Annotated in this window: 11 protein-coding genes; 5 read left to right on the top strand and 6 right to left on the bottom strand. The window is 71.7% G+C overall.

The genetic code is table 11. From position 1 onward, the window contains the following. Positions 1–185 precede the first annotated feature (185 nt). Entirely contained in the window at positions 186–2,330 is a 2,145-nt protein-coding gene (locus tag AB0M28_RS21305) for an HD domain-containing protein (RefSeq protein WP_365406984.1), read from the top strand. A 36-nt stretch (positions 2,331–2,366) separates the two neighbouring features. Here AB0M28_RS21305 and AB0M28_RS21310 read toward each other — a convergent pair whose 3' ends face one another. Further along, a complete protein-coding gene (locus AB0M28_RS21310; protein ID WP_365406987.1) occupies positions 2,367–3,362 on the bottom strand; it encodes a TAXI family TRAP transporter solute-binding subunit in 996 nt (331 codons plus the stop codon). Positions 3,363–3,509: 147 nt separating this feature from the next. On the opposite strand from AB0M28_RS21310, the gene miaB reads away from it, so the two are divergent. Together miaB and AB0M28_RS21320 are read left to right on the top strand one after the other, a co-directional pair. Next, positions 3,510–5,000 carry a tRNA (N6-isopentenyl adenosine(37)-C2)-methylthiotransferase MiaB gene (gene miaB / locus AB0M28_RS21315; protein WP_365406990.1) on the top strand — a complete coding sequence of 497 codons (1,491 nt, stop codon included), beginning with the start codon at positions 3,510–3,512 and terminating at the stop codon, positions 4,998–5,000. Positions 5,001–5,099: 99 nt separating this feature from the next. Continuing rightward, positions 5,100–6,068 carry a hypothetical protein gene (locus tag AB0M28_RS21320; RefSeq protein WP_365406993.1) on the top strand — a complete coding sequence of 323 codons (969 nt, stop codon included), beginning with the start codon at positions 5,100–5,102 and terminating at the stop codon, positions 6,066–6,068. A gap of 10 nt (positions 6,069–6,078) precedes the next feature. Here the strand turns inward: AB0M28_RS21320 and AB0M28_RS21325 are convergent, their stop codons facing one another. The 5 genes from AB0M28_RS21325 to AB0M28_RS21345 form a co-directional block, all read right to left on the bottom strand. Further along, a complete protein-coding gene (locus AB0M28_RS21325; protein WP_365406996.1) occupies positions 6,079–6,852 on the bottom strand; it encodes a GNAT family N-acetyltransferase in 774 nt (257 codons plus the stop codon). Positions 6,853–6,935: 83 nt separating this feature from the next. Beyond that, positions 6,936–8,402 carry a GTPase HflX gene (hflX, locus tag AB0M28_RS21330; RefSeq protein WP_365406999.1) on the bottom strand — a complete coding sequence of 489 codons (1,467 nt, stop codon included), beginning with the start codon at positions 8,400–8,402 and terminating at the stop codon, positions 6,936–6,938. A gap of 172 nt (positions 8,403–8,574) precedes the next feature. Then, on the bottom strand, positions 8,575–10,005 hold the full coding sequence (locus AB0M28_RS21335) for a M1 family metallopeptidase (RefSeq protein ID WP_365407002.1): 1,431 nt from the start codon (positions 10,003–10,005) through the stop codon (positions 8,575–8,577). Positions 10,006–10,083: 78 nt separating this feature from the next. Continuing rightward, complete coding sequence (locus tag AB0M28_RS21340) at positions 10,084–11,499, bottom strand: HAMP domain-containing sensor histidine kinase (RefSeq protein WP_365407005.1); 1,416 nt, start codon at positions 11,497–11,499, stop codon at positions 10,084–10,086. 12 nt (positions 11,500–11,511) lie between these two features. Then, entirely contained in the window at positions 11,512–12,225 is a 714-nt protein-coding gene (locus AB0M28_RS21345) for a response regulator transcription factor (protein WP_365407008.1), read from the bottom strand. A gap of 254 nt (positions 12,226–12,479) precedes the next feature. On the opposite strand from AB0M28_RS21345, the gene AB0M28_RS21350 reads away from it, so the two are divergent. Further along, a complete protein-coding gene (locus tag AB0M28_RS21350; protein WP_365407011.1) occupies positions 12,480–13,256 on the top strand; it encodes an amino acid ABC transporter ATP-binding protein in 777 nt (258 codons plus the stop codon). 39 nt (positions 13,257–13,295) lie between these two features. Continuing rightward, complete coding sequence (locus AB0M28_RS21355) at positions 13,296–14,135, top strand: glutamate ABC transporter substrate-binding protein (protein ID WP_365407014.1); 840 nt, start codon at positions 13,296–13,298, stop codon at positions 14,133–14,135. Positions 14,136–14,233 lie beyond the last annotated feature (98 nt).

Below are 14,233 nucleotides of genomic sequence, written 5' to 3' on the forward strand. Positions count from 1 at the left end.
CCCAGGCAAGAACGCCATACCTCGAACGGGTGATAGCCACCCGGCTGGGGGAGAGCGCGGTCGCGCTGCGTGGTGAGGTCGGTACCATCAATCACCGGCACCGGGATCATCGCCCCCGAGAACCGGGCGGCCGTCGTCGCCGCACGGGTCCCGTACACGCCGGTCGGACTGCCGGAGGTGCCCCCTTGAGCGCAGAGGCCAGCGCGGACGCCGCCCCTCCCGCCCCGCCCCGTAGCGGCAGACGCGGGCTCCCCCGCCTCGACCTGCGACGGCTGGGCCGGGCCGCGGCGCAGATCGGCACCGGCGGGCGGGACCGGCTGCCCGACGCCCTGGAGCACGTCGCCAAGGCGCACCGCTCGTTCTTCCCGGACGCGGACCTGTCGGTGCTGGCCCGCGCCTATGTGCTGGCGGAGGAGTCGCACCGCGGGCAGATGCGCAAGAGCGGCGAGCCGTACATCACCCATCCGCTCGCCGTCACGCTGATCCTCGCCGAACTCGGCGCGGAGACCACGACGCTGACCGCCTCCCTGCTGCACGACACGGTCGAGGACACCGACGTGACGCTGGAGCAGGTCCAGGAGGAGTTCGGCGCGGAGGTCTGCTATCTCGTCGACGGCGTCACCAAGCTGGAGAAGGTCGACTACGGGGCGGCGGCCGAGCCGGAGACCTTCCGCAAGATGCTGGTGGCCACCGGCAGCGACGTCCGGGTGATGGCCATCAAGCTCGCCGACCGGCTGCACAACATGCGCACGCTGGGCGTGATGCGCCGCGAGAAGCAGGTCCGCATCGCCAAGGTCACCCGCGACGTGCTCATCCCGCTCGCCGAGCGGCTGGGCGTGCAGACGCTGAAGACGGAGCTGGAGGATCTGGTCTTCGCGATCCTGCACCCCGAGGAGTACGCCTCCACCCGCGAGCTGGTCGTCGCGCACCGCTCGCAGCCGGATCCGCTCCAGGACACGGCGCGGGAGCTGCGCGCGCTGCTGCGCGAGGCGGACATCTCCGCCGAGGTGCTGATCCGCCCCCGGCACGTGGTCTCCGTGCACCGGGTCCTGCTGAAGCGCGGCGCGCTGAGCGCGGCGGACTTCGGGCGGCTGCTGGTGCTCGTACCGGAGGACGCCGACTGCTACGCCGTGCTGGGCGAGCTGCACACCTGCTTCACGCCGGTGATCTCGGAGTTCAAGGACTTCATCGCCGTACCGAAGTTCAACCTCTACCAGTCGCTGCACACGGCCGTCGCCGAGTCGCGCGGGCTGGTCGTGGAGGTACTGGTGCGGACCCACCGGATGCACCGGGTGGCGGAGACGGGTGTCGTCGCCGTGGGGAGCGCGGGAGGCGACGGCGGTCCGGTCGGCGAGTGGCTGGCGCGACTGCTGGACTGGCAGCGGGCGGCGCCGGACCCGGACACCTTCTGGACGGCGCTGCGCGAGGATCTGGCGCCCGACCGGGAGATCACGGTGTTCTCCGACCGCGGCCTGCCGCTGCGGCTGCCGGCGGGCGCCACGTGCGTGGACGCCGCCTACGCGGCGCACGGGGAGGACGCCCACGCGTGCGTGGGCGCGCGCGTGCACGGCCGGCTGGTGAGCATGGGGACGGAGCTTCGGGACGGCGACACGCTGCAGCTGCTGCTGTCCCCCGAGCCCGAGTCGCCGGAGCCCGCCTCCGGGCCGTCGCCGGAGTGGCTGGAGCACGCGCAGACGCCGGGCGCGCGCATCTCCATCACCCGGTGGCTGGCGGCGCACCCCGCGGACCTCGAGCCGCCCGCGCCGGCCGTCCCGGAGGCCGGGCAGGCGCCCGCCGCCCCGTCGGCCGCTCCGGTGGCGCCGGAGCCCGACAGACCAGAGCCCGCCGAGCCGGCGATCGCCGACCTCCCCGGCGCCGCCGTCCGTCTCGCGCGCTGCTGTACACCGGTGCCGCCGGACGCGGTGACCGGTTTCGAGGTACGGGGCGGCGCCGTCGCCGTCCACCGCGTGCAGTGCTCGGCCGTCGTACGGATGACGACGGCCGGGCGTGAGCCGGTGACGGTGACCTGGCGTGAGGGCGAGTCGGAGCTGCGCGTCACCCTGCACGCGGAGGCGTTCGTCCGCGCGCATCTGCTGGCGGACCTCACGGAGGCGATCGCGGCGGAGGGCGCGGCGATCGTCGCGGCGGACGTCGAGCTGCCGCGCGAACAGCGCGTGCGCCACACGTACACGCTGCAGCTGCGTGATCCGTCCCGGCTGCCGGTGCTGATGCGGGCGATGCGCCGGGTGCCGGGCGTGTACGACGTCTCCCGCGTGCAGCGGGCGGCCGCCGGCAGCCCGCCGCGCGGCGTGCACTCTCGGCTGCGGTGAGGGACCGCCCGGGACGCCGCTACGGCTTCTCGTCCGCTACGGCTTCTCGTCGCGGTAGTACCGCTGCGCGCCCTCGTGCAGGTCCAGCGGGTCGGTGAAGATCGCGGTGCGCAGGTCCACCAGCTGGGCGGCGTGCACCTCCCCGGCGATCCGGTCGCGGCTCCTGATCACCTCGCGGGTGATCGCCTCGGTCAGCTCCGTATCGGCGCGGGTGGTGGTGACCAGCAGGTTCGCCACGGCGATCGTGGAGACCGCCTTGTTGTCCGCGAGCTTCGGATAGGCGTCGGGCGACATCACGGCGGAGCGGTAGTAGTGGGCGTACGCGCTCTGGTCGTGCAGCGGGCCCAGGAGGTTGTTCAGCGGGACGAGCCGGATGCTCATCTGCTCGGAGAGGGTGTTCACCGTCGCGGTCGGCAGTCCGCCCGACCAGAAGAAGGCGTCGATGTCGCCGTCCTTCAGCAGTCCCGTCATGGTGGTGATCGACTCGCGTACGGCGTGCACGTCGGTCGTCATGTCGAGTCCGGCGGCCTTCAGCAGACGGCTGGCGATGAGCTGCACCCCGGACTTGTCCGTCCCCACGCCGACGTTCTTGCCGGCCAGGTCCTGCGCGGTGCGGATGTCCGAGCCGGCGGGCACGACGAGCTGGATGTAGTCGTCGTAGAGGCGGGCCACCGCCCGCAGCTGCCGCCAGCCCTCCCGCTTCTTGAGCCGGTACTCGGCGACGGCGTCCGCGGCGGCGACGGCGAAGTCCGCCTGGCCCGTGGCGACCTTCTCCATGTTGTCGATGGACCCCTCGCTGTTCACGAGGTGGACGTCGAGATCGGGCAGGTCCTGGTTCAGCTGCTGCTTGAGCAGTCCGCCGTAGCGCGCGTAGACGCCCTTGGACACCCCTGTGGCGAAGGTCATGTCGCCGCTCGGCCTGCTGTCGCCTCGGGGCAGCAGCCACCACGCCAGCAGGGCGAGCGCCAGGACGGCCGCGGCGGCGATACGTATCGCGCGGCGGCGGCCGGGACGGCGCAGGGACAGGTGCATGCACGCGATCGTAATGCGGGCCGGGCCGGATCCGTCGTTCCCGGGGACCGGAAGGCGGTGCCAGAGCCGTAAACTGGAGCCTTGGCCGTCCGCCCCTCTCGGCACCCCGGCCTCCGGAAACCCTGACCCGTTTGGATGATCACTGGCATGTCGGAGCAGCTCCAGCGCACGTACACGGTCAAGACCTACGGCTGTCAGATGAACGTCCACGACAGCGAGCGGATGGCGGGCCTGCTGGAGGCCGCCGGTTACGTCCGCGCGCCCAAGGACGCCGAGGCCGCGGACGTCGTCGTCTTCAACACCTGCGCGGTGCGGGAGAACGCCGACAACAAGCTGTACGGCAATCTCGGCCAGCTGGCCCCGAAGAAGGCCGCCAACCCGGGCATGCAGATCGCCGTGGGCGGCTGTCTGGCGCAGAAGGACCGCGACACGATCGTGAAGCGGGCGCCGTGGGTGGACGTCGTCTTCGGCACGCACAACGTGGGCAAGCTGCCCGTGCTCCTGGAGCGGGCGCGGGTGCAGGCCGAGGCCCAGGTCGAGATCGCCGAGTCGCTGGAGGCGTTCCCCTCCACGCTGCCGACGCGGCGCGAGTCGGCGTACGCGGCGTGGGTGTCGATCTCCGTCGGCTGCAACAACACCTGCACCTTCTGCATCGTCCCGGCGCTGCGCGGCAAGGAGAAGGACCGCCGCCCCGGCGACATCCTCGCCGAGGTGGAGGCGCTGGTCGCCGAGGGTGTCTCGGAGATCACCCTGCTCGGTCAGAACGTCAACGCCTACGGCTCCGACATCGGCGACCGGCAGGCGTTCAGCAAGCTGCTGCGGGCCTGCGGGAACGTCGAGGGCCTGGAGCGCGTGCGTTTCACCTCGCCGCATCCGCGCGACTTCACGGACGACGTGATCGAGGCGATGGCCGAGACGCCGAACGTGATGCCGCAGCTGCACATGCCGCTGCAGTCCGGTTCGGACCCGGTGCTGAAGGCGATGCGCCGGTCGTACCGGCAGGAGCGTTTCCTCGGGATCATCGAGAAGGTGCGCGCCGCGATGCCGGACGCCGCGATCTCCACCGACATCATCGTGGGCTTCCCCGGCGAGACCGAGGAGGACTTCCAGCAGACGCTGCACACGGTGCGCGAGGCGCGCTTCGCGCAGGCGTTCACCTTCCAGTACTCCAAGCGCCCGGGGACGCCGGCGGCGACGATGGACGGCCAGATCCCGAAGGCCGTCGTGCAGGAGCGGTACGACCGGTTGGTCGCCCTCCAGGAGGAGATCTCCTGGGAGGAGAACAAGAAGCAGGTCGGCCGGGTCGTCGAGGTCATGGTCGCCGAGGGCGAGGGCCGCAAGGACGACGCCACGCGGCGCCTGTCCGGCCGCGCCCCCGACAACCGGCTGGTGCACTTCGCGAAGCCGGAGGAGCCGGTCCGCCCCGGCGACATGGTGACCGTGGCGATCACCTACGCCGCCCCGCACCACCTCCTCGCGGAGGGCCCGGCGAGGTCCGTGCGCCGCACCCGCTCGGGCGACGCCTGGGAGCTGCGCAGCGCGGCCCCGAAGCCGCAGGGCGTGATGCTGGGCCTGCCGAAGATCGGCGTCCCGGACCCGCTGCCGGCGGCCGAGGCGGGCGGCTGCGCGGTCGGCTGAGGACCGCCGCCGCGGGGATTGTCGGACCCGCGTGATGTGATGTCGGCCTGACCTTTTCGGGGGGGGGACGTCATGAAGCCTGCGACACCTTCACGCCCGGTGGACATCGCCGCCGCGGTACCGGAGCTCGCCGGACTGGGCCGCACGGCGGTCCGGCTGCATCCGCGGCCGGGCACGCCGGGGGTGGACGACAGCTCGGTGGGCGGACCGCTGCTGTGGCCGCGGGGTGAGGCGTGGCCGCGGTGCGACGCCTCGCACGAGACCTTCAGCGTGCACGCGGTCGCGGACGTGCGACTGCGGCGCCGGATCCTGACCGAGGCGTGGGGACGCCCCCAGCAGCCGGGCACGAACCTGCTGACGCCGGACGAGACGGCCGTCCTGGACCGGATCAGCGGCAACGGGTACGGGGCGCCGGACGGACCCGTGCCGATGCTGCCCGTGCTCCAGTTGTACGCACGGGACGCGCCGGACGCCGGCTTCCCGCCCGGGTCGGACCTGCTCCAGCTGCTGTGGTGTCCGTTCGGGCACGGCGACGACTATCTGCCGGCGATACGGATCCGCTGGCGGACGGTCACGGAGATCGGGGTGCCGTCGGACGACCGTCCGGAACCAGCGTACGCCGAGGACGACTTCGTACCGGCGCCCTGCGTTCTGCATCCGGAGCCGGTCGTCGAATACCCTCCGGGCCACCTCCTGCCGGAGGAGGTCGTGGCCCGCCTCGATACCTGGGCGCGAGCCGCGGGGCACCGGCCGTTCCTGTACTCCCAGGCGCTGTCGGTGGCTCCGGGCTGGAAGGCGGGCGGATGGCCCGCACCCTGGACCTTCCGCGATCCCGAACCCGTCGTCTGCGGCTGCGGCGCGCCGATGGACGCGCTGCTCACCGCGGACAGCGGGGAGTGGCAGGGCGAGGAGGGGCTCAGCTGGCGGCCCGTGGAGGAACCGGTCTCCGGCTCGTCGTACCCGCCGGCCGGCGAGCCCACGCTGGTGACGATGGGCCGCGGCTACACCATGCAGATCTACCGCTGCCCTCGGTCCGCGGAGCACCCGCCGCAGGCGACGATGCAGTGACCTGCGGCCTTCAGCGGGCCGCGTACACGTACGGCGTCGTCACCGCGAGGCGTTCGAAGCCGAGGCGTTCCAGGATGGGGCGGCTCATGTCGGAGGCGTCGACCTGGAGGTAGCCGTAGCCACGGGCCGTGGCGATCCGGGCGCGGTACGCGACCAGCGCGCGGTACACGCCCCGGCCCCGCCACGCGGGGACCGTGCCGCCGCCCCACAGGCCGGCGAAGTCCCGGCCGGGGACGAGTTCCAGGCGTGCGGAGCTGACCGGGCGGCCGTCGGCCACGGCGACGACAGCCGCCACCGTGTCCGGCGAGTGGGCGAGCTGCGCCAGCAGCTGATGCCGCAGGCGGTCTCCCGGCGCACCGAAGGCCTCCTCGTGGACGGCGACGACCAGTTCCACTCCGGCGGCGTCCGTGACGGGCCGCAGCTCCACCCCGGACGGCGCCGGAGCGTCCGCGGACAGCCCGGCCGTCGACGCGACCATCAGCGCCTCCGGCTCCTCGGCCGTGAAGCCCGCCGCGAGCAGCCGCCCGGCCAGGTCCGCCGGCTCGTCGTGGCTGTAGTGCTTCCACTCGAAGCCGAGCCCGAGCCCGCCGTAGTGCGCGATCTGCGCGGCGATCTCCGCGTCCGCGGTGTCCGCGGTGAGCCGCGACCAGAGCACGCCGTTCCAGTCGTCGGCGGCTCCGGTCTGCCGGACGACGGCCGCCGTCCGTTCGACGCGTACGCCGGGACCGTCCGGCGGGACGTCACGGCGCATCTGCTCGTCGTACAGGGAGAGCACAGGGTGCATGGCGTTCCTCCGCGTTTCTGAAGGGGGCAGGACAGCACGAGGCCCCGCCCGGCGGACGCCGGGCAGGGCCTCGGGGATGAGTCTCAGACGGCGTACGGTGCGAGTTCGGCCGCGAGCTCCTCGTGGACGCGGGCCTTGAGCAGCGTGCCCTCCGCGGTGTGCTCCTCGGTGATGACCTCACCTTCGGCGTGCACCCGCGAGACCAGCGAGCCGTGCGTGTACGGCACGACCGCCGCCACCTCGACCTGCGGCCTCGGCAGCTCGGCGTCGATCATCGCCAGCAGCTCCTGGATGCCCTCGCCCGTACGGGCGGAGACCGCGATGGAGTGCTTCTCGACGCGCAGCAGCCGCTGCAGCACGTGCGGGTCGGACGCGTCGGCCTTGTTGATCACGACGATCTCCGGCACATCGGCGGCGCCGACGTCCCGGATCACCTCGCGGACCGCCGCGAGCTGCTCCTCCGGAGCGGGGTGCGAACCGTCGACCACGTGCAGGATGAGGTCGGACTCGCCCACCTCCTCCATCGTGGAGCGGAACGCCTCGACCAGGTGGTGCGGCAGATGCCGGACGAACCCGACCGTGTCGGCGAGGGTGTAGACGCGGCCCGTGGGCGTCTCCGCCCGGCGCACCGTCGGGTCGAGGGTGGCGAACAGCGCGTTCTCCACCAGCACGCCCGCACCGGTCAGCCGGTTGAGCAGGGACGACTTTCCGGCGTTGGTGTAGCCGGCGATCGCCACGGAGGGCACCTTGTTGCGCCTGCGCTCCTGCCGCTTGATCTCGCGGCCGGTCTTCATCTCCGCGATCTCCCGGCGCATCTTCGCCATCTTCTCGCGGATCCGCCGCCGGTCCGTCTCGATCTTGGTCTCACCGGGACCACGCGTCGCGAGGCCGCCGCCCTTGCCGCCGCCCATCTGGCGGGACAGGGACTGACCCCAGCCGCGCAGCCGCGGCAGCATGTACTGCATCTGCGCCAGCGCCACCTGCGCCTTGCCCTCACGGGACTTGGCGTGCTGGGCGAAGATGTCGAGGATCAGGGCGGTCCGGTCGATCACCTTGACCTTGACGACGTCCTCGAGGTGGATGAGCTGGCCGGGGCTCAGCTCGCCGTCGCACACGACGGTGTCGGCGCCGGACTCGAGCACGATGTCACGCAGCTCGATCGCCTTGCCGGAGCCGATGAAGGTCGCCGGGTCCGGCTTGTCGCGCCGCTGGATGACACCGTCGAGGACGTGCGCGCCCGCCGTCTCGGCCAGCGCCGCGAGCTCCGCGAGGGAGTTGTCCGCGTCCTGGGCGGTCCCGGAGGTCCACACGCCGACGAGCACCACGCGCTCCAGCCGGAGCTGCCGGTACTCGACCTCGGTGACGTCCTCCAGCTCGGTCGACAGACCCGCGACACGGCGCAGCGCCGCGCGCTCCTCGCGCTCGAACTGCTCGCCGTCCCTGTTGTCGTCTCCGTGACTCCAGGCCGCGTCCGCTTCCATCAGGGCGTCGGCTCGCAGGCTGCTCTGGAGGCGCTGGTCGTCCTGGGGAAGGGAAGAAGGGGAGGTCAATCGGATCCTTACGTTGGATTGGATGCTGCTGATACGTCGGATTCAACGCTCCGCCGGACCGGAGGATTCCCCTCGGGGCGGCGTCGCCGACCTGTAGATGGTCGCACGCCGCCGCCGGGAGCGTCATCCGTATTACGGGCGGGTCCGCCGCCCGCGGGACCGCCAGGCCCCGTCAGGAGCGCCCGCCCCGTTCCGGCACCGCCGGGCGCCAGTCCGGGTGCCCCGGCATGGCCGGTGTCCGCTCGCCGTACAGCCAGGGCTCCAGGAAGCCGGTGAGGTCGCGGCCCGCGGTCTCGGAGGCCAGGGCCACGAAGTCGGCCGTGCCCGCCGTACGGTCGGCGTAGCGGCTCACCCAGGCCCGCTCCAGCCGCTGGAAGGCGTCGGCGCCGATCTCCTGGCGCAGCGCGTACAGCACCAGCGCGCTCCCGTCGTACACGTTGGGGCGGAAGATGCCCAGTTTGCCGTCGGCCGACGGTTTGCGGAGGTCGGCCGGGGGGCCGCCCTGGGCGCGCCAGGCGTCGGAGTGCGCGTAGGCCACGGCCATCCGCTCGGCCAGCGGCTCCACCCCCTGCTCGTCGTTGTAGAGGGCCTCGTACCAGGTGGCGTGGCCCTCGTTCAGCCAGAGGTCGGTCCAGCGGCGGGGGGTGACGCTGTCACCGAACCACTGGTGCGCCAGCTCGTGCACCATCACGCCCTCGGCGTACGCCTCCGCCCCCGCGCGGGCGAGCAGCGACCGGTCGAAGAGGGAGAGCGTCTGGGTCTCCAGGGCGTACCCCAGCCCGGCGTCGACGGCGAGCACGCCGTACGTCTCGAAGGGGTAGCGGCCCACGCGCTGCTCCATCCACCGCAGGTGCTCCGCGGTGCGGGTGAGGACCGGTCGCAGCGCCTTGCCGTCGGCGGCGGGCACGACGTGGCGCAGCGGCAGTCCGTGCGGGCCCTCGCCCGTCAGGACGGCGGAGCGGCCGATGGAGATCTGCGCCAGCTCCGTGGCCATGGGGTGCCGGCTGCGGTACGTCCAGACGCCGTCGACGGGCTCGCCGGCGGGCAGGCCGTTGGCGACGACCGTGTAGCCGCGCGGGGCAGTGACGCGGAACGTGAAGCGGGCCTTGTCGGCGGGGTGGTCGTTGCAGGGAAAGGCGCGGTGGGCGGCGTCGGCCTGGTTGGCCATGGCGAGGCCGTCTGCGGTACGCACCCAGCCGGCGCCGTCGTTGCGCAGCGGTTCGCTCGTGTGGCGGACGGTGACGCGGAACCGGGCGCCGGCGCGGACGGGGTGCTCGGGTCGGATCACCAGGTCCTCGCCCGCCTCGGTGAACCCGGCCTTCACTCCGTCGACGGTGACGGCGTGCACGGTGCCCTGGGTGAAGTCCAGGTTGACGCTGCGCAGGGTGTCGGTGGCGCGGGCGTCGATCCGGGTCACGGCCTCGAGGGGTCGGTCGTTGCGGCCCTCGTAGCGGAACGCCAGGTCGTACGCTGTCACGTCGTAGCCGGGGTTGCCGAGGTGCGGGAAGAGGGGGTCCCCGATGCCCAGCGGGCTGCCGGCGGGGGGCGCGGCCGCGAGGACGGCCAGAGCCGCGGCGGCGAGTGCGAGGGGGCGTAGGCGCATGACGTACACCGCTATCAGGGGGCGGCGCGCGCGCCTGAGCGGCGCGGCGGCCGTGCACCCTAACGGAGGGTCCGGGCCCTACTCCCCCGACGGCTCCTCGCGCGGTACGGAGACCGTCACCCGCAGCCCGTGCGGCTCGTTCGACTCGAACGCTATGTGCCCGCCCGCCGCCGCCAGCAGGGTCCGCGCGATGGACAGCCCGAGGCCGGAGCCCTTGACGTTCTGGTGCCGGCCGCTGCGCCAGAAGCGGTCGCCGACCCGTGCCAGCTCGTCCTCGGCGAGGCCCGGGCCCTCGTCGGTGACCGTCACCGTGACCGTGTCGCCGTCCGCGGCCACCTCGATCCGCACCGTCCCTCCGGCGGGCGTGAACTTCACGGCGTTGTCGACGACCGCGTCCAGCGCGCTGGACAGCGTCACGGGGTCGGCCCAGCCGGTGACCGCGCCGTTGCCGCCGCGCGCCAGCGTGACGCCCTTCTCCTGTGCCAGGGGGGCCCAGGCCGCCGTCCGCTCGTCGACGAGGCGGGCGACGTCCGTCAGCCGCGGATCGGCCGCCGCGTGTTCGGCGAGCGCCAGGTCGAGCAGGTCGTCGAGGACGTGCGCCAGCCGTTTGCCCTCGGCCTGTACGGAGGCGATCTCCTCGTGTCCCTCCGGCAGCTCGAACTTGAGCAGCTCGATCCGCAGCAGCAGGGCGGCGAGCGGGTTGCGCAGCTGGTGCGAGGCGTCCGCGACGAACGCCCGCTGCTGTTCGAGGACGTCCTCGACGTTGTCCGCCATCTCGTTGAAGGAGCGGGCGAGGCGCTGGAGCTCCGGCGGGCCGCCGGAGGCCGCGACCCGGGACTTCATCCGTCCGGTGGCGATGTCGTGCGTCGCCTTGTCGAGGATGCGCACCGGCCGCAGCACCCAGCCGGTGAGCCGGAAGGCCGCCGCGACGGCCACCAGCATGGCGCCGCCGATGCCCGCCGCCAGCCAGAGCCAGCCGATCAGGATCCGTTCGCGCATTTTGTCGGTGGGTGACTCGGTGACCACGACGGCGACCACGTCCCCGTCGCGCACGATGGGCGAGGCGACGACGAGGGAGCGCTCCTGCCAGGGCCAGACCTGGCGGGGGTCGTGGCTGCGGCGGCCGGCCAGGGCCTCCTTGAACGCCTCGTCGCCCTCGGGCGTGGCCGACGGCTCCCAGCCCTCCTCCGGGAAGGCCTCCATCACGCCGTGGTCGCGGTAGAAGACGCCCGCTTTGATGCCGTAGACGGAGTAGTACTTCTCGAGCTCCTGCCGCAGTGCCCGGCGGCGGTCCCTCTCCTCCGCGGAGGCGGCGCTCTCCTCACGCGTGGTGACGTACAGGCCGAGGGAGGCGAAGCGGGCGATGTCGTCCATCCGGTCGACGACGACGTGCTGCTGGTCCTGCTGCGCGATCCGCTCGGCGAGCGGAACGGCGAGCGCCAGAAGGATGCCCGCCATCAGGATGATCAGCAGCGGGAGGAGACGGGTACGCAAGCGGGACCGCCCTCAGGACGCGAGCGGCGGCGCGACGAGCCGGTAGCCCACCCCGCGCACCGTCTCGATCAGCTCGGGCATCTTGAGCTTGGAGCGCAGCGAGGCCACGTGCACCTCCAGGGTGCGTCCGGTGCCCTCCCAGCTGGTGCGCCAGACCTCGCTGATGATCTGCTCCCGGCGGAAGACCACGCCCGGCCGGTTGGCGAGCAGCGCCAACAGGTCGAACTCCTTTCGGGTGAGCGCGACCTCCTCGCCGTTGACCAGGACGCGGCGCGTCGGCAGCTCCAGGGTGAGGGGGCCCAGCCGCAGCGACTCGTAGGCGTCGGCCGCCGCCTGGCCGCCCTCGGCGTCGCCCTCGCCGCTCGTCCGCCGGGCGACGGCGTGGATGCGCGCCAGCAGCTCACCGGTGTCGTAGGGCTTGACCACATAGTCGTCAGCGCCCAGGTTGAGGCCATGGATCCGCGACCGGACGTCCGCCCGGGCGGTGACCATGATCACGGGGGTGCTGGTGAGCTTGCGGATCCGGCCGCACACCTCGAAGCCGTCCTGGTCGGGCAGCCCGAGGTCGAGAAGGACGACGTCGAACGGGGCGAGCCTGCCGTGCAGCAGCTCCTGCAGGGCCTCCTCGCCGCTGCGGGCGGTCCCTACGTCGAACCCGTGCCGGCGCAGCACGGCGGAGAGCGCGGCGGCGACGTGGTCGTCGTCCTCGACAAGCAGCAGCTTCACGGTGTCACGCTCCTTTCACTCCGTCGGCGGGTCCCAGACACAGATACACCCCTACGGCGGGGGCGCGCGTCAAGGGCCTCCTCGTCACACCCATGTTTCCGCCACATCTCGGCTACTCTCAGCCCCGCCCCAATTACCCCTGGTGTCCGATTGAAGCCGGATCGTTATGCTCAATTTCCCCTCAGATGTAATGACGCTCGTCATTGTGCGTCACTAAGGTCCAGGCAACCCGAAGAGGATGGAGCGAAAGGCCGATGACCGAGGTTTCGGTGACCAAGGACGCGGCACCGGTGGGCGATCCGCTGGTCGTCCTGGACAACGTCAACAAGCATTTCGGCGCGCTGCACGTGCTCCAGGACATCAACCTGTCGATCGCGCGGGGCGAGGTCGTCGTGGTGATCGGGCCCTCGGGTTCGGGCAAGTCCACGCTGTGCCGGGCGATCAACCGACTGGAGACGATCGACTCCGGGGACATCAGGCTCGACGGCCAGCCGCTGCCCGCCGAGGGCAAGGCGCTCGCGCAGCTGCGGGCGGACGTCGGCATGGTGTTCCAGTCCTTCAACCTCTTCGCGCACAAGACGGTGCTGCAGAACGTCATGCTGGGCCCGATAAAGGTCCGCAAGGAGAACAAGCAGCAGGCGGAGGAGAAGGCCCGCCGGCTGCTCGACCGGGTCGGCGTCGGCAACCAGGCCGACAAGTACCCCGCTCAGCTCTCGGGCGGCCAGCAGCAGCGCGTGGCGATCGCGCGGGCGCTGGCCATGGAGCCAAAGGTGATGCTCTTCGACGAGCCCACCTCGGCGCTCGACCCCGAGATGATCAACGAGGTGCTGGAGGTCATGCAGCAGCTCGCCCGTGACGGCATGACCATGGTCGTCGTCACCCACGAAATGGGATTCGCCCGCTCGGCAGCAAACCGCGTCGTCTTCATGGCGGACGGACAGATCGTCGAAGAGGCCACGCCGGACCAGTTCTTCACCAACCCTCGCAGTGAACGGGCGCGGGACTTCCTCTCGAAGATCCTGCACCACTGACCTGCCTGGCAACGTCAACTTCACAGAAGGATGTTCACCATGAATCTCCGCAAGACCGGCGCTGCCGCCGCCCTCGTCGCCGTACTCGCCCTGACCGCCTCCGCCTGCGGTGACGACGACGGCGACAGCGGCTCGTCCGGTTCGGGCGACGGCGGCAAGAAGATCACCGTCGGCATCAAGTACGACCAGCCCGGCATCGGCCTGAAGGAGCCGGACGGGTCCTTCTCCGGCATGGACGTCGAGGTGGCGAAGTACGTCGCCAAGGAGCTCGGCTACGACGAGAAGAACATCGAGTTCAAGGAGACCAAGAGCGCGGACCGCGAGACCGCGCTGCAGAACGGTGACGTCGACTTCATCGTCGCCTCCTACTCGATCAACGACGAGCGCAAGCAGAAGGTCGACTTCGCCGGCCCGTACTTCCTGGCCCACCAGGACCTGCTGATCCGTGCCGACGACAACATCGCCGCGGGCGAGGACCTCAACGGCAAGAAGCTCTGCTCCGTGACCGGTTCGACCTCGGCGCAGAACGTCAAGACCAAGATCGCCCCGGAGGCGCAGCTCGTCGAGCGCGGCGGCTACTCGGAGTGCATCTCCGCCCTGCAGAGCAAGGTCGTCGACGCCCTGACCACCGACAACTCGATCCTCGCCGGCTACGCCGCGCAGGACCAGTACAAGGGCAAGTTCAAGCTGGCGGGCCTGAGCCTGTCCAACGAGAACTACGGCATCGGCACCAAGAAGGGCTCCGAGCTCACCGCCAAGATCAACACGGCGCTCGAGAAGATGGTGGACGACGGCACCTGGCAGAAGGTGATGGACGAGACCTTCGGCCCGGCGAACTACCAGTTCGAGCCGGCGCCGGCGATCGGCCAGCTGAAGTAACCGAACCGCCCCGGTCACCGCGCACGGTGACCTGGCCGGACTCCCAGGCCCTGCAGGCGGAGCTGGCGCAGGGGCCGGCGACGGTGAGCTTCTCCGGT

The organism is Streptomyces sp. NPDC051940, assembly GCF_040680895.1.
GTDB lineage: Bacteria > Actinomycetota > Actinomycetes > Streptomycetales > Streptomycetaceae > Streptomyces.